At 70.8% G+C, this 21,213-nt stretch carries 17 protein-coding genes, 3 tRNA genes and 2 pseudogenes; 14 read left to right on the forward strand and 8 right to left on the reverse strand.

Annotation, left to right across the window (positions count from 1 at the left end; translation table 11 throughout):
- Positions 1–104: 104 nt before the first annotated feature.
- Positions 105–1,433, reverse strand: a pseudogene (locus ACOWU6_RS08160) (DEAD/DEAH box helicase); the annotation flags it as partial.
- Between the two features lie 283 nt (positions 1,434–1,716).
- Here ACOWU6_RS08160 and ACOWU6_RS08165 point away from each other — a divergent pair.
- Positions 1,717–2,040, forward strand: coding sequence for a hypothetical protein (locus ACOWU6_RS08165; protein WP_271173682.1), 324 nt, complete (start codon positions 1,717–1,719; stop codon positions 2,038–2,040).
- A gap of 183 nt (positions 2,041–2,223) precedes the next feature.
- On the opposite strand, the gene ACOWU6_RS08170 is transcribed toward ACOWU6_RS08165, so the two are convergent.
- On the reverse strand, positions 2,224–2,712 hold the full coding sequence (locus ACOWU6_RS08170; RefSeq protein WP_271173681.1) for a YajQ family cyclic di-GMP-binding protein: 489 nt from the start codon (positions 2,710–2,712) through the stop codon (positions 2,224–2,226).
- An 81-nt stretch (positions 2,713–2,793) separates the two neighbouring features.
- On the opposite strand from ACOWU6_RS08170, the gene ACOWU6_RS08175 reads away from it, so the two are divergent.
- From ACOWU6_RS08175 to ACOWU6_RS08185, 3 genes are read left to right on the forward strand one after another with little or no spacing between them, the layout of a single operon-like run.
- Positions 2,794–3,285: an FBP domain-containing protein gene (locus tag ACOWU6_RS08175; protein ID WP_271173680.1), complete on the forward strand. Its 492-nt coding sequence runs from the start codon at positions 2,794–2,796 to the stop codon at positions 3,283–3,285.
- A 28-nt stretch (positions 3,286–3,313) separates the two neighbouring features.
- Positions 3,314–3,706: a DoxX family protein gene (locus ACOWU6_RS08180; RefSeq protein ID WP_271173679.1), complete on the forward strand. Its 393-nt coding sequence runs from the start codon at positions 3,314–3,316 to the stop codon at positions 3,704–3,706.
- A gap of 39 nt (positions 3,707–3,745) precedes the next feature.
- Positions 3,746–4,936 carry a PQQ-dependent sugar dehydrogenase gene (locus tag ACOWU6_RS08185; protein ID WP_421075379.1) on the forward strand — a complete coding sequence of 397 codons (1,191 nt, stop codon included), beginning with the start codon at positions 3,746–3,748 and terminating at the stop codon, positions 4,934–4,936.
- A 1-nt stretch (position 4,937) separates the two neighbouring features.
- Here ACOWU6_RS08185 and ACOWU6_RS08190 read toward each other — a convergent pair whose 3' ends face one another.
- Positions 4,938–5,477, reverse strand: a complete 540-nt coding sequence (locus ACOWU6_RS08190; RefSeq protein ID WP_421075380.1) for a TetR/AcrR family transcriptional regulator — start codon at positions 5,475–5,477, stop codon at positions 4,938–4,940.
- 53 nt (positions 5,478–5,530) lie between these two features.
- Between ACOWU6_RS08190 and ACOWU6_RS08195 the strand changes: the two genes are divergently transcribed.
- Positions 5,531–6,421: an alpha/beta fold hydrolase gene (locus tag ACOWU6_RS08195; RefSeq protein ID WP_421075381.1), complete on the forward strand. Its 891-nt coding sequence runs from the start codon at positions 5,531–5,533 to the stop codon at positions 6,419–6,421.
- A 78-nt stretch (positions 6,422–6,499) separates the two neighbouring features.
- Here the strand turns inward: ACOWU6_RS08195 and ACOWU6_RS08200 are convergent, their stop codons facing one another.
- Positions 6,500–7,540, reverse strand: coding sequence for an NAD(P)-dependent alcohol dehydrogenase (locus ACOWU6_RS08200; RefSeq protein WP_421075382.1), 1,041 nt, complete (start codon positions 7,538–7,540; stop codon positions 6,500–6,502).
- A gap of 215 nt (positions 7,541–7,755) precedes the next feature.
- Between ACOWU6_RS08200 and ACOWU6_RS08205 the strand changes: the two genes are divergently transcribed.
- Positions 7,756–8,934, forward strand: a complete 1,179-nt coding sequence (locus ACOWU6_RS08205) for a MarP family serine protease (protein ID WP_421075383.1) — start codon at positions 7,756–7,758, stop codon at positions 8,932–8,934.
- Positions 8,935–8,984: 50 nt separating this feature from the next.
- On the opposite strand, the gene ACOWU6_RS08210 is transcribed toward ACOWU6_RS08205, so the two are convergent.
- Positions 8,985–9,066: transfer RNA gene (locus ACOWU6_RS08210), tRNA-Tyr, on the reverse strand.
- Between the two features lie 201 nt (positions 9,067–9,267).
- On the opposite strand from ACOWU6_RS08210, the gene ACOWU6_RS08215 reads away from it, so the two are divergent.
- The 5 genes from ACOWU6_RS08215 (at position 9,268) to ACOWU6_RS08235 (ending at position 12,791) form a co-directional block, all read left to right on the forward strand.
- Positions 9,268–10,233 carry a hypothetical protein gene (locus ACOWU6_RS08215; protein ID WP_421075384.1) on the forward strand — a complete coding sequence of 322 codons (966 nt, stop codon included), beginning with the start codon at positions 9,268–9,270 and terminating at the stop codon, positions 10,231–10,233.
- Positions 10,234–10,311: 78 nt separating this feature from the next.
- Positions 10,312–11,103: an inositol monophosphatase family protein gene (locus ACOWU6_RS08220; protein ID WP_421075385.1), complete on the forward strand. Its 792-nt coding sequence runs from the start codon at positions 10,312–10,314 to the stop codon at positions 11,101–11,103.
- 365 nt (positions 11,104–11,468) lie between these two features.
- On the forward strand, positions 11,469–12,542 hold the full coding sequence (locus tag ACOWU6_RS08225; protein WP_421075386.1) for a M23 family metallopeptidase: 1,074 nt from the start codon (positions 11,469–11,471) through the stop codon (positions 12,540–12,542).
- A gap of 80 nt (positions 12,543–12,622) precedes the next feature.
- A tRNA-Thr gene (locus ACOWU6_RS08230) sits at positions 12,623–12,694 on the forward strand.
- A gap of 23 nt (positions 12,695–12,717) precedes the next feature.
- A tRNA-Met gene (locus ACOWU6_RS08235) sits at positions 12,718–12,791 on the forward strand.
- Between the two features lie 342 nt (positions 12,792–13,133).
- Here the strand turns inward: ACOWU6_RS08235 and ACOWU6_RS08240 are convergent.
- The 3 genes and pseudogenes from ACOWU6_RS08240 to ACOWU6_RS08250 all read right to left on the reverse strand — a co-directional run bounded on the left by ACOWU6_RS08240 (position 13,134) and on the right by ACOWU6_RS08250 (position 17,090).
- Positions 13,134–14,540: a ricin-type beta-trefoil lectin domain protein gene (locus ACOWU6_RS08240; protein WP_421075387.1), complete on the reverse strand. Its 1,407-nt coding sequence runs from the start codon at positions 14,538–14,540 to the stop codon at positions 13,134–13,136.
- A gap of 291 nt (positions 14,541–14,831) precedes the next feature.
- Positions 14,832–16,037: pseudogene (locus ACOWU6_RS08245) on the reverse strand (low temperature requirement protein A).
- Between the two features lie 60 nt (positions 16,038–16,097).
- Positions 16,098–17,090, reverse strand: coding sequence for a LacI family DNA-binding transcriptional regulator (locus ACOWU6_RS08250; RefSeq protein ID WP_421075388.1), 993 nt, complete (start codon positions 17,088–17,090; stop codon positions 16,098–16,100).
- A 153-nt stretch (positions 17,091–17,243) separates the two neighbouring features.
- On the opposite strand from ACOWU6_RS08250, the gene ACOWU6_RS08255 reads away from it, so the two are divergent.
- From ACOWU6_RS08255 to ACOWU6_RS08265, 3 genes are all read left to right on the forward strand, one after another.
- Positions 17,244–18,734, forward strand: a complete 1,491-nt coding sequence (locus ACOWU6_RS08255) for a mannitol dehydrogenase family protein (RefSeq protein WP_421075389.1) — start codon at positions 17,244–17,246, stop codon at positions 18,732–18,734.
- Positions 18,731–19,735 (forward strand): L-idonate 5-dehydrogenase, encoded by a 1,005-nt coding sequence (locus ACOWU6_RS08260; RefSeq protein ID WP_421075390.1) that lies wholly within the window; start codon positions 18,731–18,733, stop codon positions 19,733–19,735. Before ACOWU6_RS08255 ends, ACOWU6_RS08260 begins: the two co-directional genes overlap by 4 nt.
- 71 nt (positions 19,736–19,806) lie before the next feature.
- A complete protein-coding gene (locus ACOWU6_RS08265; RefSeq protein ID WP_421075391.1) occupies positions 19,807–21,198 on the forward strand; it encodes an MFS transporter in 1,392 nt (463 codons plus the stop codon).
- The last annotated feature ends 15 nt before the right edge of the window (positions 21,199–21,213 follow it).

Genomic DNA, 21,213 nt, shown 5'->3' on the forward strand with positions numbered 1-21,213 from the left:
CTGCTCGCGCGCGGCATGGCCGACGACGCGATCGCGGCCGCCCTCGCCGCGTGAGCGCCGATCGAGGGTCACAGCGCGATGTCGGCGGGGAGCCGTAGGCTGGATCCGTGACGCTCGGCCGGCTGCTGGCCGCCCTGACCCTCGCGGGCCGCGCGCTTGCGGCGGGCGTTCGCCCCCTGCGACGTGCCGGGAGCCGACGGCGCGGGAGCATTGCCCGACCCCGGGCCGCCCGGGACCGGTGCGACGCGCGGAGCGACCTCGCCGACGAGGGCCGTGACGGCAGCGCTCTCGGGCGTGACGCGCTGCGGCTGCGCGGCGATGCCCGCCTTGCGCAGCAGCTGCTTGGTGTCCTGGCGCTGCGCGGGCAGCATGACCGTGACGACGTCGCCGGCCGAGCCCGCGCGTGCGGTGCGGCCCGAGCGGTGGACGTACGCCTTGTGCTCGGCGGGCGGGTCGACGTGGACCACGAGGTCGACGCCGTCGACGTGCACGCCGCGCGCGGCGACATCCGTCGCGACGAGCACGCGGACGCGGCCCGACGAGAAGTCCGCGAGGTTGCGGTCGCGGGCGTTCTGCGACAGGTTGCCGTGCAGGTCGACCGCGGGGATGCCGCGCGCCGTGAGCTGCTTGGCGAGCTTCTTCGCCTGGTGCTTGGTGCGGGTGAAGAGGATGCGGCGCGCGACGCCCGACGCGAGGGTCCGGACGAGCTCGGTCTTGTCCTCGTCGTCGACCTCGAAGACGTGGTGCGTCATCGCGGGGACCGGCGACTCGGCCGGGTCGATCGAGTGGCGCACCGGGTCCTTGAGGAATCGCGCGACGAGCTTGTCCACGCCGTTGTCGAGCGTCGCGGAGAAGAACATCCGCTGACCGCCGGCAGGCGTCTTCGCGAGGATGCGCGTGACGCCGGGCAGGAAGCCCAGGTCGGCCATGTGGTCGGCCTCGTCGAGCACGGTCACCGCGACGCGGTCGAGGTTGACGACGCCCTGGCTCATGAGGTCCTCGAGGCGGCCGGGGCAGGCGACGACGATGTCGACGCCGGCGCGGAACGCGGCCTCCTGCGGCTTCTGCGAGACCCCGCCGAACACGACGGCGACGGTGAGGCCGGAGGCCTTCGCGAGCGGCGTGACGACGCGCGCGATCTGGGTCGCGAGCTCGCGGGTCGGGGCGAGGACGAGGCCCGACGGGCGCCCGGCGATGCGCTTCGGCTTCGCGGCCGAGAGGCGCGCGACGAGCGGGATGGCGAACGCGAGCGTCTTGCCCGAGCCGGTCTTGCCGCGGCCGAGCACGTCGCGGCCGGCGAGGGTGGAGGGCAGCGTCTCGCGCTGGATGGGGAAGGGGGTCGGGCGGTCCTCGGCGACGAGCACCTCGATGAGGTGCGCGGGGACGCCGAGGTCGGCGAAGGTGGTCTCGGGCTGCGTGGTCGCAGTGGTCACAGATGACTGCTTTCGAGAAGGGGCCGTCGTGCAGGGGAACACGCTGATCGCGGGGCACGACGGCAGATGGCGAACTCGGCGGATGCCGGATCCGTTCGCCGCGGCAGGATGTTCGCGAGGCGCGGCGGGGGAGTCCCTCCGCGCGATCAAGACACGACGACGCGCGACACTCGGGTCGCGCAGATCCCGACTCTAGCATCCGGCGCTGAGCGCGGCCTGGGGCACCTCTCCCTGATGTGCGGGCGGCCGCCGCTCGATACTGTGCTTGCAGACAAGTCCGCGGATGAAGGGGGACGCGATGTACAACGACGACTACGGATGGATGGCCGGGCTCGGCGTGGGGATGATGATCCTGGGGCTCGTCATCTACCTCGGGATCCTGGCGCTCATGCTGTGGGTGGGGTACCTGATCATGCGGACGGCCGTGAAGAACGGCATCCTGCGCGCGGACGAGGAGCGCGCGGCGCGCGGGCTCGCGCCCCGACCCGGTGCGCCGTATCCGCCGCAGCAGGGATATGCGGGGCCGCAGCACCCCGGCTCGCCGGGATCGGGACCGTCCTACCCGGGCGGCACGGCGAACCCGCCGTCCACGCCGCCGCGGGACTGAGACGCGATCGGCCCGGCGCCTTCGAGGTGCCGGGCCGATCCGCATTCCTGCGCGCATCCCCCGGAGCGGAGGCGGTGCTCCCCAGAAGCCCCGCCCCCGCAGGGACCCGACCTGCGTCGGAGCCCCCGTCGATGAGACCGCCGAGCGGCCCATCCATGACGCGGGTTCAGGAAGCCCTCAGGTTCAGCGGTAGTTGATGAACTGGAGGTCGATGTCGAGGTCGGCGGCCTTCAGGAGACGGATGACCTCCTGCAGGTCGTCGCGGCTCTTCGACGACACGCGCAGCTCGTCGCCCTGGATCTGCGACTTCACGCCCTTGGGACCCTCGTCGCGGATGATCTTGCCGATCTTCTTCGCGTTCTCCTGCGAGATCCCCTCCTTGAGCGTGGAGGTGATGCGGTACTCCTTGCCGCTCGCGACGGGGTCGCCCGACTCAAGGCTCTTGAGCGAGATGCCGCGCTTGATGAGCTTGGACTGGAAGACGTCGAGCACGGCCTTCGCACGGTCCTCGCTGTCCGCCTTGATGAGGATGGCCTCGCCGCTCCACTCGATGGAGGCGCCGGTGCCCTTGAAGTCGTAGCGCTGCTCGACCTCCTTGCGTGCCTGGTTGAGCGCGTTGTCCGCCTCCTGGCGGTCGATCTTGGAGACGATGTCGAATGAGCTGTCGGCCATGTCGAAAAGCCTACTCACCCGATCCCGGGCGGCGCGGGGCTTCGTAGAATGGCCCGCGAGAACACGGCGAGGAGGATGGCCATGCGCCCGCTGACAGAGAAGGATGTCCTCGAGTCGTTCGTGAACGCGGACGACCGTGAGCTCGAGCTCGTCGAGCTTCCCCACGACTTCCCGCTCACCGAGTGGGACCACCTCGACTTCCTCGCCTGGCGCGATCCGCACACCCACAGCCGCGGGTACATCGTGGCCGAGATCGACGGCGAGCCGACCGGCGTCGTGCTGCGGGCGGCCTCAACGACCTCGGGCGCGCGACACGGCATCTGCAACATCTGCCGCACGATGCAGCCCGGCAACCAGGTGACGATGTTCACGGCGCGCAAGGCGGGCCGTGCGGGGCAGAAGGGCGACAGCGTCGGCACATACATCTGCGCCGACCTCTCGTGCCACGAGAACGTGCGTCTCGCGCTGCCGCTCGCCCCGAACGAGTACCGCGCGAGCGTCGACATGAAGATCGACGGCACGGCGCGGCGCTCGCGGGCGTTCGTCGAGCGGGTTCTGGAGGAAGCGGCCTGACGTCCGCTGGCGCGCCTAGACTCGCCGCATGAGCACGCCCATCCGCACGATCGGCCGCCTCTTCCTCGGCTCGGCGCTCGCATTCGCGGGCGTCGCGCACCTCACCGTCGCGCGGGAGGAGTTCCGCGCACAGGTGCCCGACTTCGTGCCGCTCGACCCCGACACGACGGTCGTGGCCTCGGGCGTCGTCGAGGTCGGTCTCGGAGCAGCGCTGCTCTTCGCCCGCCGTCGACGCCGCCGGGTCGGCACGCTCGCGGCACTCTTCTTCGTCGCCGTCTTCCCGGGCAACATCGCGCAGTGGCGGCATCGCCGGAGCGCGTTCGGACTCGACACCGACGGCAAGCGCTTCGCGCGCCTCTTCTTCCAGCCGCTTCTCGTCGCCCTCGCGCTGTGGTCGACGCGGACGCCGCGCGTGCGCTGAGCAGGAGACGCGCGAGCGAGGCCGACGATGAGCGAGCGGATGGCCAGGGCGCGTGAGGCGCGCAGGGGCCGGCTGTCGGCGCGCAGGATCGTCGCAGGAGTGGCGATCGCCGTCACGGCCGTCGCGCTCGCCGCATGCGGGCCGTCGTCGCCTCCGAACGGGGAGGGCCGGACGGCGCCGGCGAGCTCCGCATCGACCCCGCCATCGCCATCCGCGCCCTTGGACTCCGGATCGCCGTCACGCGCGCCATCCGCGAAGCCCTCGCCGCAGCCATCCGCCCTCGTGCTCGATGAGCGCCGCGTGGTCGCCGAGGGACTCGACGTGCCCTGGTCGGTCGCGTTCCTGGGCGCGACGGCGCTCGTGAGCGAGCGCGACAGCGGGCGCATCCTCGAGCTCGACAGCGAGGGCGGCGTGCGCGAGGTCGGCGTCATCCCCGGGGTCCGCGCGGGAGGCGAGGGCGGTCTCCTCGGCATCGCGGTGCACGACGGGCTGCTGTACGCCTACTTCACCGCGGCGGGGGAGAACCGCATCGAGCGCTTTCCGCTCGACGGCGACCCGCTCGCGTTCGGCCCGGGCCAGGAGGTGCTCGCGGGGATCCCCGCCGCCGGCAACCACAACGGCGGGCGCATCGCCTTCGGTCCCGACGGCATGCTCTACGCCACAGTCGGCGATGCGGGCGATCGGTCGAGCGCGCGCGATCGGGAGGCGCTCTCGGGCAAGATCCTCCGGATGACGCCCGACGGCGACGTGCCGGCCGACAACCCGTTCCCCGGATCGCTCGTCTACAGCATCGGGCATCGGAACCCGCAGGGCATCGCGTGGGCGCAGGACGGCACGATGTACGCGAGCGAGTTCGGCCAGGACACGTGGGACGAGCTCAACGTCATCGAGCCGGGCGGAGACTACGGATGGCCCGACGTCGAGGGCGCGGCCGGTCGCGCGGGCCTGATCGACCCCGTGCAGCAGTGGGCGCCGGCCGACGCGAGCCCGAGCGGCATCGCGATCGCGGGCGACACCCTCTATATCGCCAACCTGCGGGGCGAGCGCCTGCGCGAGGTTCCGCTGGCCGACCCGGCGTCCTCGATCGAGCACCTCGTCGCCGAGGAGGGGCGCCTGCGCGACGTCGTGGTGACGCCCGACGGAGAGCTGTGGGTGCTGACGAACAACACCGACGGTCGCGGCGAGCCGCGCCCGGAGGACGACCGGATCCTCGGGTTCGCCCCGCGCTGATTCAGTCCGCGAGCGCTCCGCGGATCGCCACCGCGATCGCCGGCCGCGGGTCGCTCGTGTCGCCGCGGGCGATGCGGTGCAGGATCAGTCCCTCGCACACGCTCATCACGGCGGCCGCCGCCGCGTCGGGATCGCGTGCGCCCAGCCGGGCGACCGCGTCGGACACGACCGCGACATAGCGCTCGCGCGACGACGACAGCTTCGCGCTGAGCTCGGGGTCGTGCGACGCCTCGAGGAAGAGCGCGTGGCGGGCGATGGTGTGCGTTCGTCGGGGGCCCGTGATGAACTCGACCATTCCGGCGAGGGCATCGACGAAGGCGTCGGGGTCGCCGGGCAGGGGCTCGGCGGTGTCGAGCTCGGACGCGACGATGCCGTCGACGACTCCCGCGAGAAGCGCCTCCCGGGTGCGGAAGTAGTTCGATGTGCTGCCCTCGGGCAGGCGCGCCCGCCGATCCACCCTCCGATGCGTGAAGGAGCGCATCCCCTCCTCGCCGAGGAGGGCGATCGCCGCCTCGACGACGAGCTCTCGCGTGCGTGCCATCGCGCTCCAGGGTAGTCATGGCGTTGGTACTACGATCGTAGTAACATGCGGCCATGAGCGCTCTCGAACTGCGCATGCCGGACCTGGCCGACGTGACGCATCGCATGGTCCAGGTGCACGAGCACGGCGACGCGCTCGCGCTGCACGTCGCCGAGGCGGGCGCCGGCGTGCCGGTGCTCCTCCTGCACGGCTCGCCCCAGCACTGGTGGGAGTACCGCCGTGTGATCCCCGAGCTGGCCGCCGATCATCGCGTGATCGCGGCCGATCTGAGGGGAGCGGGATGGTCGGACGCTCCCGATCACGGGTACGACGAGGCCCAGCAGACGGCGGACGTCCTCGCTCTGCTCGACGCGCTCGGCATCGAGCGTGTGCACCTCGTCGTGCACGACTACTCCGCGTTCCTCGGCTGGCGTCTCGCGTTCGACCATCCGGATCGGCTCGCGAGCCTCACGGCGCTCGGGAGCCCGCATCCGTGGAGCGGGATCACGCCGAAGATGGCGCTCCAGCTGTGGCGGGCCTGGTTCCAGCAGGTGATCATCTCGCCGTTCGGGCCCCGGCTGATCGCGGGCGGGCGGCAGCGGCTCGTGCGCTACATGATCGAGGGGTATGCGCCCGGCCTCGGCGGGTGCGACGTCGACGACCTCGAATGCTTCCTCGCGCCGCTGCGCGACCCCGTCCGTGCACGGGCACTCGCGCGCACGTATCGCAGCCTCGTGCTCCCGGGGATGATGACGATGGCAGCGCTGGGAAGAGGGCGCCGTCTGACGGTGCCGACGCGCATCCTCCTCGGCGCTCGCGACCCGATCATGCGCGCCGCCCGCACTGATGATGTCGGAGATCGCGCCGACGACCTCGTGGCCATCTGGGTCGAGGACGCCGCGCACTACATCGCGAGCGAGCGCCCCGACGCGGTCGTGGCGGCAGTGCGCGAGCTCACGCGCTGACGACCATCCCATCCGCAGAAGGCGCCCGTCCCGGTGTCGCGGCCGCGACCATCCGGAACGGGCGCTTTCCGCCCTGACCTACAGCGTCGAGCTGTCGATGACGAAGCGGTACCGCACGTCGCTCGAGAGCACGCGCTCGTACGCCTCGTTGATCTGCTCGGCCGGGATCAGCTCGATCTCGGGCGCGATGCCGTGCTCGGCGCAGAAGTCGAGCATCTCCTGGGTCTCCGCGATCGAGCCGATGCTCGATCCCGCGAACGAGCGGCGGTTGCCGAACAGCGTGAAGACGTGCAGAGCGAGGGGCTCGGGCGGTGCGCCGACGTTGACCATCGTGCCGTCGAGACGGAGCAGCGAGAGGTAGCGGTCGAGGTCGAGCGGCGCGCTGACGGTGTTGACGATGAGATCGAACCGGTTGCGCAGCTCGGCGAAGGTCGCGGGGTCGGCGGTCGCGAAGTGATCCGTCGCTCCGTAGCGCAGGGCGTCATCCTTCTTGTCGAGGGTGCGCGAGAGCACCGTCACCTCGGCGCCCATCGCGGCGGCGATCTTGACGGCCATGTGGCCGAGACCGCCCATGCCGACGACCGCGACGCGCTTGCCGGGGCCCGCATTCCAGTGGGCGAGCGGCGAGTAGGTCGTGATGCCCGCGCACAGCAGCGGCGCTGCCGCCTCGTACGGGATGGCCTCGGGCACCTTCAGGACGAAGTCCTCGTCGACGACGACGTGCGTCGAGTACCCGCCCTGCGTGATCGTGCCGTCGCGGTCGACCGACGCGTACGTCTGCGTGTTGCCGGCGAGGCAGTAGTTCTCCATGCCGGCCTGGCAGTTCTCGCACTCGCGGCACGAGTCGACCATGCAGCCGACCCCGACGCGGTCGCCGACGGCGTGCTTGACGACGTCGGAGCCGACCTCCACGACCTCGCCGACGATCTCGTGGCCGACGACCTGCGGGTAGGTGATCGGTCCCCAGTCGCCGCGGACCGTGTGGATGTCGGAATGGCAGATGCCGGCGTAGCGGATGGCGATGAGGACGTCCTTCGGCCCGACATCCCGTCGTTCGATGGTGGTCGGGACGAGCGGCTCGGTCGCGGATGGCGCCGCGTAGGCGTTGACAGTGAGCATGCGATCTCCTGTGATGCGGTCTGTCGACGCCTGACGGGCGTCGATGGATTCCATCCTCGCGCGGGATCGGGGCGGAGGGCGCGATGCGGGGGTCCCGGTCCGCACCTTCCTGGCGGAAGCGCGCGTGCCGCATCGAGCGCGCTCCCGGCCGAGGCAGAGGTGCCGTGCGTAGCCTGAGGGCGACACGCGGTCGACGCGTGGGGGAGGAGGACGACATGCCCTCGGTCGTCGACGTGCTGATCGTCGTGCTGCTCCTCGGCGCGCTCCTGTCGGGACTGCGCGCGGGCCTCTTCGCCGCGCTCGGCGCCCTGTGCGGACTCGTCGCGGCGGGCGTCGCGGCTCCGTGGGTCCTGCCCCTCGTCGCCGCCGCCGTGCCGGATGAGGGATGGCGCGGGCTGGCCGTGATCGGAAGCGCGATCCTCCTGCTCGCGCTCGGCGCGAGCCTCGGGGTCGCGATCGGCGGGGTCATCCGGCGCGGTGCTGACAGGCTGCGCCTTCGCGCGCTCGAGCGGCTGCTCGGCGGCGCGCTCGGGCTCGTCGCCGGCACGCTCGCGGTGTCGCTCACCGGAGCGGGGATCGCGTCCGCCGGCATCCCCGTCGTGTCGTCGTCGGTCGCGTCCTCGTCGCTGCTGCGGACCATCGACGCGCTCACTCCGGCTCCGTTGTCCGAGGCCATGGCGCGGCTCCGCTCGGCCATCCTCGGCGAGACGGTGCTGCCGACGATCGACGGGCTCCTCAGCGACCTACCCGACGCGGCGGACCCCGGCAGCGCGGATCTCGAGAACCCCGCGCTCGCCGCGGCCGCTGAGTCGGTGGCCAGGGTGTCGGGCGTGGCCGCCGCCTGCAGCACGCGGCCCAGCGGAACCGGCTTCGTCGTCGCCGAGGACCGGATCGTCACGAACGCCCACGTCGTGGCGGGGGTCGAGACGCCCATGGTCGAGCTTCCCGGCGAACCGGCCCGTGACGGCCGGATCGTGTACTTCGATCCGATCGACGACCTCGCGGTGATCGCCGTCGACGTCGAGGCCGCGCCGCTCGCGCTCGACGACAGCGTGCAGGCGGGTGACGCCGGGGCCGTGCAGGGATACCCGTACGGTGGGCCGTTTCGCACCGTCTCGGCCGGCATCGCGGCGAGCGGCCCCGCGCTCATCGAGGACATCTACGGTGAGCGCGCGACCGAGCGGGCGATCTACGCGCTCGAGGCGGAGGTCGCCCCCGGCAACTCCGGCGGTCCGCTGCTCAGCGAGGACGGAACCGTCGCCGGGGTCGTCTTCGCCCGCGACGAGGCGCGTCCGGAGATCGGCTACGCGATGTCGAACGCCGAGCTGCAGCCCGTGCTCGACGCGCTTCCCGGAGCGACCGAGGCGGTGTCCACCGGGCGCTGCCTGGGCTGAGCGGGAGAAACGGAGAAGGCCCCCGCTCTCGCGGGGGCCTTCTCCGTGGGTGGCAAGTGAGGGATTCGAACCCCCGAAGCATGACGCGGCTGATTTACAGTCAGCTCCCTTTGGCCGCTCGGGCAACTTGCCAGTGCGCGCCCGCCCGACTTTCACCAGACGACCGGATGCGCGAGTAACGATATTACCCCGTGAGACGGGCAAGGTGAAATCGCCGGATGGCAAGCGCCTCTCGGGCGCGTTGCTCACGGTTCGGCGACGGTCGGGGAGGGCGCCCGCCCGCCGTGGAATGATGACGACATCGGAGCGCCGGCTCCGCCGAAGGGGGACCAGATGTCTGCACCGTACCCGCCTCACGATCAGCCGCAGCAGGCTGTCGCGCCGGGCGATCGTCCGATGTCGAAGCTCATCAAGGGCGCCATCTGGATCGCGATCGGCGCGCTCATCGCGGCCGCCCTCATCTGCGTGGTGTGGGTGCTCGTCGGCGACCAGAACGGCATCATCGGCAAGGCGTTCCTCACGGTGCTCCTCCTGGCGGGCTTCGCCGGGGTCGTGCTGCTCGACGCGAACCTCGCGCCGCGGCGTCCGGATTGGTTCGCGCTCGCGAGCATGATCTCGTGGGTCGTCGTCCTGCTCGTGGGCGCCGTGAAGATCTGGCTCGACGTGGTGCCCCGCGGGTGGGAGTCTGACGACTACTTCGAGTACGGATACGGTGCGGAGGGGATCGAGCGGTTCTTCCACCTCGTCCTCGTGATCGGCGTGCTCCAGCTCGCGCTGCTGCACCAGCGCCTCTTCTGGCGAGCCCACGAGCGCCACGTGACGACGTTCACGCGGATCATCGCGATCGCGACGACGGTCTTCCTCGTCGTGCTCGTCGGAATGCTCGTCTTCTTCTTCACGTTCCCCGACAGCTTCCACTTCGGCGAACTGTACTGGCGGATCGTCGTGTCCCTCGCCATCCTCGCGGCCGTCGGCACGACGCTCCTGCCGCTGCTCAACGCCCTCTTCGCGCCGCGGAAGCCGCGCCCGATGGGTCCGGCCTCCGCGCAGGGGTACGCGCAGGTCCAGCCGCAGCCGTACGCGCAGCCGCAGGGCCATCCGCAGGCACAGGGCTACGCGCCTCCCGCGTGGCCGACGTACTACGACGGCGTGACGCCGCTTCCTGTGCTGCCCGACGGATCGCCCGACTGGAACGCGTACTACACCGGGTACCCGACCTATCCGCAGACTCCCGCCGCATCCGGCGAAGCCGAGGTGCCGCCGCGTCCGCCGCTCCCGCCCGTCCCGCCCGTGTCCTGACGGCCCCCGCTGAAGGCGGGAGCCGCCCGTTCACGGCGCCGTCGCCATCCGGCCAGCGCGCGCGGATAGCGTGGAGGGATGACTCTCGAACTCGACCTGCGCGACCTCGCCATCGACATCGCCCGCGAGGCGGGTGAGCTCGCGAAGCGCCGCCGCGATGAGGGCGTGGCCATCGCCGCGAGCAAATCGACCCTCGCCGACATCGTCACCGAGGCCGACCGCGAGGTCGAGGCGCTCATCCGCTCCCGCCTCGCCGAGGCGCGTCCGGACGACGGGTTCCTGGGGGAGGAGTCGGGCGGTGGCACCGGCGCCTCCGAGGTGACGTGGGTCGTCGACCCGATCGACGGGACCGTCAACTACGCGTTCGGGCAGCCGGCCTACGGCGTGAGCATCGCCGCGGTGACCGGGCCCGCCGACCCGCTCGGATGGCAGGTCATCGCGGGCGCGGTCGCGGCGCCCGCTCTGGGCGAGATGTTCTCCGCCGCGCGGGGGCACGGCGCGTTCGTGGGAGACCGGCGGCTCTCCGTGACGGCGGAGGCGCCCGCGGGCGCGCTCGTCGCGACGGGCTTCGGATACGACCCCGAGACGCATGCGAGCGCTCTCGACGAGCTGCGGCGCGTCATGCCCATCGCGCGCGACATCCGCCGTGCGGGGGCGGCCTCTCTGGACCTCGCGTACGTGGCGGCTGGGCGTCTGGACGCCTACTACGAGCGCGGCCTGAAGCCGTGGGACATGGCGGCGGGTTCGCTCCTCGTGACCGAGGCCGGCGGGCGTCTCGGGTGGTTCGAGACGGACGCCTGGGGTCGCCGGATGATGGTCGCCGCGAGTGCGGCCGTGTACGACCGGCTCGTCGAGGTGCTCGCCAGCTGAGTGCGGGTCGGGCGTTCTCGTCGATTCGTGCACAGGGTGCTCGGTCGGTTAGATTCGTCCCCAACCTCCCGCCGTGGATGGCGCTCCCAGAGAACATCCGCTACGTTGGTTACCGGATCGTTACTTTCGCAGCCCGATCTTGCGGAGTGACCGATCGCCCCGATCACGTTTCTCGCTGTTCCCCCGCAGCGACCTACGGAAAGCACTCCTCCTTGCCGCTCGACACACCCATGGCTGAAGCTGCGCCCCAGCGCCGCTCGCGTCGCGACCTCCGCGCGACGTCCATGCCAGACCCGCAGGGTGCGACGACGCGTGCTGACGATGTGGAGACGACTCTTCCCGAGCCGCCGCTGACGCGTCGCCGGTTGCGTGAACTCGCCTCGGCCACCCCCGCCCCCGAGATCATCCACGACGGCGACGCCGACTTCGGCGAGGCCCTCAAGGTCGCCGAGCAGGTGGCGAGCTCCGCTCCCGCCACCGGCGCCATCCCCACGGCTGAGGACGACGAGTTCCTCGCCGCCGCGCGTGCCCTCCACTTCACGGGCGAGACGCCCGTCTCCGTCGCTCCCGCCGCGGAGGCTCCCGAGCCTGCGCCGGAGGCTCCCGCGCAGGAGGCCCACGTCGCTCCGCGTCGTGGGCTCGCCTTCCGTCGCGTCGCGACCGCTGCGGCGTCGATCGGCGCGATGGGCGTCATCGGCCTCCTCGCCGTCGGCATGACCACGCCGCTCGGCGCCCTCGCGCAGGGCGGCGCCGCGAACGTGGCGGCCACCGTCTCGATCGCCGCAGGCAGCGACGCGCAGGACCTCGAGGATGAGGAGATCCAGGCCTTCGTCGCCTCCTCCGAGGTGCAGAACGCCGATGTCACGCGTGCCCAGGGGTACTCGGCAGAGACCCTCCCGACCCTCGCGTCGGCGGATGGCATCAGCACGGCCGGCGCGTTCTTCACGAACGATGCGTCGGCCGACATCCAGTGGCCGTTCGCGGTCGGCACGAGCATGAGCTCGGGCTACGGGCCGCGCTGGGGCCGCATGCACGAGGGCGTCGACTTCACACCAGGTGACGGCGCTCCCGTCCAGGCGATCGCCGACGGCGTCGTGCGCATCGCGACCGAGTCGGGTGGCGCCTACGGCGTGACCGTCTACATCGACCACGTCATCGACGGCCAGGTCGTCACGAGCCACTATGCGCACATGCAGTACGGCTCGCTGAAGGTGACGCAGGGCCAGCGCGTGGAGACCGGCGACGTCGTCGGCCTCACGGGCAACACGGGCCGCTCGTACGGCGCGCACATGCACTTCGAGATCATCATCAACGGGAAGACCACCGACCCGCTGCCGTGGCTCCAGGAGCATGCGAACACGCGCTACTCGAAGGAAGAGGAGGCCGCTGCGGAGGCCGCTCTCACGGATCTCCTCGGCTCGGAGATCACGGCGGAGTGACCGACGCGCGCGGCGGTCGTCGGTTCGAAGTCGCCGCGCGGAGATGGTATTCTCTTCTGGTTGCCTGCTGAAGGTAGCACGCCCCGATAGCTCAGTGGCAGAGCACTTCCATGGTAAGGAAGGGGTCGTCAGTTCAATCCTGACTCGGGGCTCGCAGCATCCACGGATGCATCGCGGCAGGGTAGCTCAGTTGGTGAGAGCGCACGACTCATAATCGTGAGGTCGCGGGTTCAAGCCCCGCTCCTGCTACAGATCAAGCCCCCGCTCCGGCGGGGGCTTCGTCGTGTCCGGGAGCCCGTCGCGTCGCGAGCGTCGTCCTCTCCGGAGCCTTCGTCATGCCGGGCCGCCGTCGCGGGCCCCTCGTCATACCGAGGCCCTCGTCGCTGGAGCCTCGTGTCCCGTGACCTGGCCCAGACCCGCCTCGTTCCGGCGGCCGACCGGGATCCATGTCTCGCTTCGCGCGGGAATGGCGGGCAGATGGTCGCGGCGAGTGAGACATGCGAGGCCCAACGGCAGCGCCCCGGGACGCGGGTCGTTCCCGGGGCGCTGCCTGCGCCGCGCGCGGATGGCGTCAGGCTCGATCGGATGGCGTCAGCCGCGGCTCCAGCGCTGGGTCGCGCTCGTCGCGTCGCAGGTCTCGAGCGCGAGCGACCACTCCGTCTCCGAGGTCGCGACGCACAGCGTCGGATCGGCAAGGCTCGCGATGGTGCCGTCTGCTCGCAACTCCCAGAACTGGGTCGACTCGCCGGAGCAGTCCTCGATCGACAGGCCGCTTCCGACGGCGAGCGCGCCCGCCACATCGACGCACATGTCGCCGTAGACCGTGACCTCGCCCTCGGGCGTCGCGTGGAACGACTGGTTCGCGCCGCCGTTGCAGTTCCACAGGCCCAGCATCGTCCCGGGGGTGGACGAGGCGCCGGGCACGTCGATGCAGACGCCGTGCTGCTCGCTCACGATCGGCTCGCCGGGAGGGGCGGGCGGGAGGTCGTTGAGCTGCTCGTCCTTCAGCAGGCCCCAGCCCCACTGCAGCTGGGCGAGCCCGGACTCGTTCGTCACCTCGAGGTCGCCGTCGCCGACGAGCTCGGTGAGCGTGTACGAGTCGTTCGTGCGCAGGCCCGGCCAGTAGACGACGCCCATTCCCTGGTCGCGGGTCACCTCTGTGAGCGCGCCGAGGTACGACGTGGACACGTCGCCCGTGTGGTTGCCGTAGTTCAGCCCCGTCGTCATCGGCGAGCCGGCCTCGCTCACGAGCGTGCGCCATCCGTACTCGCCGATCCGCGGCAGCAGGTTCTGCTTCCACTCCTCCTCGGTCGTGTGATCCGCCCAGAAGCCGTAGAAGTGCAGCGACAGGAGCGTGCCCTCGAGCTCCTCGGCCGCGCCGACGCCGGTGACGTCGTCGTTGTAGCCCGTTCCCGAGACGATCACGCGCGAGCGGGGCACGTCGGAGTGCTCCTCCAGCCAGTCGACGTTCAGATCGACCCACTCGTCGAGCGAGTAGCCGAACGGCTCGTTCATCACCTCGAAGTACACGTGCGGATTGCGCTCGTACGCGTCGACAACCGTGTCCCACATCTCATCGAACGCAGCCGGGTCGTCGGCTCGGCCATCCTTCGCGTTGTCGGCCTCCCAGTAGCTGAGGATGACGTCGAAGCCGTGGCGGGTGGCCGCGTCGATCGCGCCGCGGTACGAGTCCCACCACTCCGTTCCGACGCTGGACGGGTTGATCGGCAGGCGCACGGTGTTCGCGCGCAGCTCGTGTCGGAACTCCGACACGATGTCCGACGCCTTCTCATACGTCGTCCGGTAGTCGTCCGCGGTGCTGAGACCGGATGGCACGACCTCGTCGTCCGCGTAGTTGTCGCGAGGGTCGGCCCAGTTGACGCCGCGGAACTCGCTCGTCCCCTTGGGTCCGCTCGTCGGGGCGGCGGTCGCGCTGGCGGCGACGCCTCCGCTCAGCAGCAGGCCGGCCGCTACCGCGATCCCGAGTGCTCTCTTCATCGATCAGTACTCCATTCTGGCGCAGCGTCGCGCCATGGGTGACAGCGGATGGCGCATCATGGTTGCGCAAACATCCGCCGCGGACAGCGTAGCCGACGATCGCGGATCTGTCGCGGCCGCGTTGAGTCCCGGGCGCGAGTGTGCCGATTGGCGCCGACGGGGCAGGCAGGGGCGCGGCTTTCGGCGCAGGATCGACACCCGGCGCGGGCGGCAGCGCCTCGGCGCCGGGCACGACGCTCGGTGAGGCGGGCGCCGTGGCAGAACGGCGCCCGGGGGAGAAGTGCGCCCGCGTCAGCCGCCTGCGCGTCGACCGCGGCGCACGCGTTCGATCGTCTCGCCCGCGGCGACCGCGACGAGCACGGCGGTGACGACCACCGTGGTCGTCAGCGCGCTCGCGAAGAGCCCGAAGACCCACACCCCGGCCATGGCGACCGCTCCTGCGAGCTGAGCCCTGGGCATCCGCCCTTCGAGCAGCCTGCGGAAGACCACCGTCCCGACGAGGAAGAGGAACGGACCGGTCGTGGTCGTGAGCGCACTGACCGCACCGTGCTCGTGCGGATGCGAGAGCGCCTGCTTGTCGCCGACCGACAGCATCACGATGCCGCCGACGATGAGCAGGTGCACCCAGGTGTAGACGATGCGGGCGAGGCGCCCGGGAGCATCCGACTCCTCCATCGCCTCGGCTCCCACCCGCTCACCGTGATCGAAGTAGATCCACCAGGTCGCGGCAGCCGTGACGAATGCGCAGGCCATCGCGATCACGCTCTCCGGCGATGACTCCTTCGCGACGAAGGCGAAGCCGGTGACGAGAAGGCCTTCGCCGATCGCGATGAGCACGAAGAGAGACGTGCGCTCGGCGATGTGCGCGCCGGAGAGGTCCCAGCGCTCGAGGGAGACGCCGCCCCATCCCGGTACGCGGAACCCCAGAACGGTGCCGACGAGCTAGAGGCCGAGGGCGGCGATCCACAGGGGCAGCTGCGCGGGCAGGGGGAGGAGGGCGCCGACGATCCACAGCACGGATCCCGCCGCGGTCCAGATGAGGATGCACGTGAAGTCGTGCGCGATCCGACGGTCATGCCGCATCGTCGCCCACACGATGAAGGCCGTGCGGCCCAGCTGCAGGGCGACATACGCGACGGCGAAGGTCCAGGTGCGGTCGCCGAACGACTCCTTGGTCGCCACGGCCATGAGCAGGGCGAGGAATGCGAGGGCGATCACCGCGACGCGCACGGGGAGCTTCGCCGGGTCGAGCGTGTTCGTCACCCACGTCGTCGAGACCCAGGTCCACCACACGGCGCAGAGCAGGATGGCGCCCTCGAGCGCGCCGAGGAGCTCTCGGTGATCGAAGAGGTAGCTCGAGAGCTGGGTGAGCGCGAAGACGAACACGAGGTCGAAGAAGAGCTCGACGTGCGTCACGCGGTCGGCCCCGCTCGATCTCAGCACATCCCGCGGAAGGCCGAGACGGGCGATCCCGGAGGGGAGGCGTTGCGGGCGCATGACGACAGCATCCCGCACCGCGGGCGGCGCGGTGAAGCGCCGGCGCTCACGCGCCTCGTCTCAGCCCGCCGGCGCGGAGGAATCTCGCGTAGGCGATGGCGGCGGCGCGGTGGACCCTCGGACGATGAGCTGCGAATCGAGGCTCGCGAGCTCGCGCGCCGTGCCGCCCGACATCGCCTCGAGCAGCACCTCGACGGCGAGCGAGCCGCAACGGCCGATCGCAAGGCGCACGGTCGTCAGCCCGGGCTGCCTGGCCGACGCCATCTCGATGTCGTCGACACCGACGATGCTGAGATCCTCGGGGCAGCTCCTGCCGAGATCCGCGATCCCCGCATCGATGCCGAGCGCGATGAGGTCGTTGTACGCGATCACCGCGGTCGCGCCGCTCGCGAGTGCCGGTGCCGCCGCTGCCCGGCCGCCCTGGATGGACGCCGACTGGTGATTGAGTCGCGTAAGGCGCACGCCCTGGCGCTCGCAGGCTCGCGCGATCGCGTCCCCGCGGCGGATGTCGGCCCAGGACAGGCGCGGACCAGCCGCGTACGCGATGTGACGGTGACCAAGGGCCGCCAGGTGCTCGACAGCCTGTCGCGGCCCGTTCTCGGTGTCCATGACCACCGACGGCACGCCCTCGATGACGCGGTTGACGACGACGGCAGGCGTGTCGCCGATGAGCTCGCGGATCTCATCATCCGGAAGGCGCGGGGAGCACAGCAGGATGCCGTTCAGGCGGCGGGCGCGTTCGATCTGCTCCCGCTCCCGGTGCACGTCCTCGTCCGTGTCGAACAGCACAACTCGGTGGCGTCCGTGCCAGGCCTGCGCATGGATCCCCTTGAGGAGCGTCGCGTAGACGGGGCTCGCGACGTCGGGCACCAGGGCGCCGAAAGCCCTCTCGCCGCCGTTCGCGTTCGCGTTCGCGTAACCGAGCTCGGCAGCGGCGGCGAGGACGCGTTCGAGCGTCGCGCGCGCAAGCCGATCGGGCTCGCCGAACGCGCGCGATGCCGTCGCGAGAGAGACGCCGGCGGCGCGAGCGACATCGGTCAGTGTGGCGGTCACGGAGGTCCTTCTTCTGGGAGTGCCTCATCCATGATGACCCATGAAACGTGAATGAAAGCACTTGACAAGCTTGTACAAACACTGCAGGATGGCTCTCATGTCGATCGAAGAGGATCCCGTCGTCGTCCGGCGCCCGAGCCGCGGGAACGCGGCATGATCGCCTCCGGACCGCGCTTGGGGCGCGAGGGCCGGCAGATCGCGCGACCTGCGGGTGTGCTCCATCTCGGCCTGGGCAACTTCCACCGCGCGCATCAGGCCGTGTACACGGCAGCGGCGGTCGCCGCGGAGGGAGGTGACTGGGGCATCGTCGGCGTCGCCTCCCGCTCGCGGTCGATCGCCGACGCCATGCGCGCCCAGGATCTGCGATACACGGTCGCGGAGATCTCGCCGCAGGGGATGTCGCTGAGCACCCCGGACGTGCACACAGACGTCTTCGTCGCCGGAGACGAGCCGGAGCGCGTCGTCTCGCACCTCGCAGACCCGGCCATCCGCGTCGTGACGCTCACCGTCACCGAGAACGGGTACAGCTACTCGCCCTCCACGGGCCACCTCGACGTCGACGATCCTGCGATCACGGCCGACCTCCGCGGCGGACGCCCGAGCACGACCATCGGGCAGCTGGCGCGGGGAATCCAGCGCCGCGCGGCGGACGGAGCACCCCTCACGGTGCTCAGCTGCGACAACCTCGCATCGAACGGCGCACACACCGAGCGCCTCGTCCGCGAGTTTCTTGCGGCGCTTCCCGAGCGCGAGAGCAGGGAAGCACTCGCGTTCCTCGACCAGGCCGTCGCGTTCCCCTCGAGCATGGTCGACCGGATCGTCCCGGCGACCACGGCTCAGCTGCGTCACGATGTGGCCGCGCGGCTGGGCGCCTGGGACGAGGTCCCGGTTCCCGCCGAGCCGTTCACGATGTGGGCGATCGAGGACCGGTTCGCCGCTGGACGCCCGGCGTGGGAGGTCGGCGGAGCGGTCTTCACCGACGAGGTCGGCCGATACGAGGACCTCAAGGTCCGCCTGCTCAACGGCACCCACTCGCTGATCGCCTACCTCGGCGCGTTGCGCGGCCTCGACACGATCGCCGAGGCGATCGCCGACCCCGAGATCGAGGTCGCGGCGCGGGCCGTGCTCCGCCGTGAGTACGGGCCCTCGATCACTGCGCCGAGCGGAGTCGACCTCGACGCGTACGAGGAGCAGCTCTTCGAGCGCTGGAGCAACAGCGCCCTCGGGCATCGGACCGCCCAGGTCGGCACCGACGGCTCGGTCAAGCTGCGGCAGCGCATCCCCGCCCCGGCCGTGCTCGCCCTGGAGGGAGGGACGGTTCCGCACCTGATCGCCCTCACCGTCGCCGCGTACCTCGCGTGCCTCGCGCCGATGCCGCATTTCGATCCGGGTTCGCAGGCCCATGCGATGAAGGACGGAGCTCGCGCGCGGCTTGCGGCGGTCGCGGCCGATGCCCGCGGTGCGCGGGAGGTCGCCCGACGGGCGATCGGAGACCTGCACCTGTTCGGCGGGGAGCTCGCCGAGCACGACGAGTTCATCGAGCGCGTCGGGGAGCTGCTGCACACCATCACGGAGCACGGCGCGGCCGCCGCCATCCGAGACGCGGTCGCCGCGTCCGAGCAGATCAAGGAGACGAGCCGATGAAGCGACTGGCGATCCACGCCCGCGAGGACATCCGCTGGGAGGAAGCGGATGATCCGCGGCCCGAGACGGGCCAGGTCCGGCTCCGCGTCCGCTACGTCGGCATCTGCGGGTCCGACCTCCACTACTACTTCCTTGGCGCGAATGGCGAGTACGCCATCCGGGAGCCGCTCACACCCGGGCACGAGCTGTCTGCCGAGGTCGATCTCGACCCGTCCGGCCGGCTCGAGCCGGGGACGCGGGTCACGGTCCACCCCGCCCGGTTCGGGCCGGATGTCGCGGGGCTCGAGGAGCGCCCCCACCTGCGCCCCGGGGGCGATTACCTCGGAAGCGCCGCTGCCTTGCCGCATCGACAGGGCGGTGCTGCGGAGTACCTCATCGTCGAGCAGCACATGGTCCGGCCGCTTCCTGATGGCGTGTCCCTCGAGCGCGGCGCGCTCGCCGAACCGCTCGCTGTCGCACTCCACGCCGTCCGGATCGCCGGCGATCTCGCGGGCAAGCGCGTCCTCGTGACCGGCGCGGGGCCGATCGGCCTCCTCGTTGTCGCGGCGGCGGTGCGCGCCGGCGCAGAAGCCGTCGCCGCCGGTGACCTCCGCGAGGAGCCGCTCGCCCGCGCTCAGGCGCTGGGCGCACACGAAGTGCTCCTCGTCGGGCGGGACGCCGTCGCGGACGAGTCGTACGACGTGGTGTTCGAGTGCTCCGGAGCACCCGTCTCGCTCAGCCAGGCGATTCGGGCTGCGAAGCGCGCGGGCACCGTCGTCCAGGTCGGGATGCTGCCCGACGCCCTCATCGAGGTGAACCTCGCTCCCGCACTGGCGAAGGAACTCACCCTGCGAGGCGCATTCCGGTTCTCGGACGAGATCGACGAGACCATCGAGATGCTCGCCGCAGACAGTCGCCTCGATGCCGTGATCACGCATGTCGTCCCCGCATCCGATGCGGTCTCCGCCTTCACGACCGCTCGCGATTCATCCGCGTCCGCGAAGGTCCTGCTGTCGCTCTGACGCGACGGCGCATCCCAGCCGAACCCACCCCCAGACATCCGTCCGACCAAACGGTGCAAAGGAGTACCCGAATGTCAGATGCACAGCGTGTGACCGACGTCCACGATCCCGCAGCGAAGAGGTCGATTCGCGACCTCGTGCGCGCCGCCATCTCCGGCTGGCTCGGCACGGCGCTCGAGTTCATGGACTACCAGCTCTACTCGCTCGCGGCGGCCCTCGTCTTCGCCGACCTGTTCTTCTCCGACGAGGACCCGGCGATGGCCGTCGTCGCCGCGATGGCCACCTACGGGGTCGGCTACGTCGCCCGCCCCGTGGGCGCATTCTTCTTCGCGCGCCTCGGAGACAAGACCGGGCGGACGAAGGTCCTCTTCTACACGATCCTGCTGATGGGCCTCGCGACCACGTTGATCGGCGTCCTGCCCACCTACTCGCAGGTCGGCATCCTCGCGCCCATCCTTCTCGTCGTCCTCCGCATCGCGCAGGGCTTCGGTGCCGGCGCCGAGATCTCCGGGGCCGGGGTCATGCTCGCGGAGTACGCCCCCGCGAAGCGTCGCGGAATCATCGCGTCGCTCGTCGCTCTCGGCACGAACTGCGGCACGCTGCTCGCGTCGGCGATCTGGGCCGTGCTGCTCGTCGCGTTCAACGAGCAGCAGGTCATCGACTGGGCCTGGCGCATCCCGTTCATCGGCAGCGTCGTGATCATGCTCTTCGCCGTCTGGGTCCGCTTCAACCTCAAGGAGAGCCCGGTCTTCGAGGAGCGCGACGATGTCGTCGACGGTCAGGCGCTGTCCAAGCAGGAGACGATCCGGCTCGCGACCGAGACCGGCGACATCCGCACCCTCGAGGCGATGAACCGCAAGCCGATCAAGGCGTTCATCATCGCGCTGCTCCTGCGCTTCGGCCAGGCCGGCAACTCCGGGATGATCCAGACCTACCTGATCAGCTACATCACCGTCGTGCTCCTGCTCGACCGCTCCATCGGCGTGAACGCCGTCATCGTCTCGTCGCTCGTCGCCTTCATCACCGTGCCGCTCTCGGGCTGGCTGGGCGACCGCTTCGGCCGCAAGCGCATGTACATGGTGTGGGCCGTGGTCGCGCTCGTCGTGATCGTTCCGACGATGCTCATGATCAGCAGCAAGGACACGCCTCTGGTGTTCATCGGGTATGTGGTCCTGCACAACCTCGCCGTGATGAGCTTCGCCTCGCTCGAGAACCTCACGCTGCCCGAGATCTTCGGCGCCCGGAACCGGTACACCTACACTGCGATGGCACGCGAGATCGCAGCGATCGCGGCAACCGGGGCCGGCCCCGTGATCGCCGCGGCCTGGGTCTCCGCCGCGACCGGCTCGTTCATCCCGGTCATCGTGATGCTCGTGTTCTTCACCCTCTGTGCGCTCGTCGCCTCCATCTGGATGCCGGAGGTCGCCGGCCGCGACCTCACCGACCCGCGCGACGCCATCTGACCCCCGTCGAACGCC

Source organism: Microbacterium sp. SA156 (assembly GCF_049065455.1).
Taxonomy (GTDB): Bacteria; Actinomycetota; Actinomycetes; order Actinomycetales; family Microbacteriaceae; genus Microbacterium; species Microbacterium barkeri.

Coding starts and splice junctions, on each gene's coding strand:
- ACOWU6_RS08175 (WP_271173680.1), top strand. CDS start 2,794: ATGCGCCCGCTGACAGAGAAGGATGTCCTCGAGTCGTTCGTGAACGCG.
- ACOWU6_RS08190 (WP_421075380.1), bottom strand. CDS start 5,477: ATGGCACGCACGCGAGAGCTCGTCGTCGAGGCGGCGATCGCCCTCCTC.
- ACOWU6_RS08255 (WP_421075389.1), top strand. CDS start 17,244: ATGATCGCCTCCGGACCGCGCTTGGGGCGCGAGGGCCGGCAGATCGCG.
- ACOWU6_RS08205 (WP_421075383.1), top strand. CDS start 7,756: ATGCCCTCGGTCGTCGACGTGCTGATCGTCGTGCTGCTCCTCGGCGCG.
- ACOWU6_RS08170 (WP_271173681.1), bottom strand. CDS start 2,712: ATGGCCGACAGCTCATTCGACATCGTCTCCAAGATCGACCGCCAGGAG.
- ACOWU6_RS08240 (WP_421075387.1), bottom strand. CDS start 14,540: ATGAAGAGAGCACTCGGGATCGCGGTAGCGGCCGGCCTGCTGCTGAGC.
- ACOWU6_RS08220 (WP_421075385.1), top strand. CDS start 10,312: ATGACTCTCGAACTCGACCTGCGCGACCTCGCCATCGACATCGCCCGC.
- ACOWU6_RS08265 (WP_421075391.1), top strand. CDS start 19,807: ATGTCAGATGCACAGCGTGTGACCGACGTCCACGATCCCGCAGCGAAG.
- ACOWU6_RS08165 (WP_271173682.1), top strand. CDS start 1,717: ATGAAGGGGGACGCGATGTACAACGACGACTACGGATGGATGGCCGGG.
- ACOWU6_RS08260 (WP_421075390.1), top strand. CDS start 18,731: ATGAAGCGACTGGCGATCCACGCCCGCGAGGACATCCGCTGGGAGGAA.
- ACOWU6_RS08215 (WP_421075384.1), top strand. CDS start 9,268: ATGTCTGCACCGTACCCGCCTCACGATCAGCCGCAGCAGGCTGTCGCG.
- ACOWU6_RS08185 (WP_421075379.1), top strand. CDS start 3,746: ATGGCCAGGGCGCGTGAGGCGCGCAGGGGCCGGCTGTCGGCGCGCAGG.
- ACOWU6_RS08195 (WP_421075381.1), top strand. CDS start 5,531: ATGAGCGCTCTCGAACTGCGCATGCCGGACCTGGCCGACGTGACGCAT.
- ACOWU6_RS08180 (WP_271173679.1), top strand. CDS start 3,314: ATGAGCACGCCCATCCGCACGATCGGCCGCCTCTTCCTCGGCTCGGCG.
- ACOWU6_RS08200 (WP_421075382.1), bottom strand. CDS start 7,540: ATGCTCACTGTCAACGCCTACGCGGCGCCATCCGCGACCGAGCCGCTC.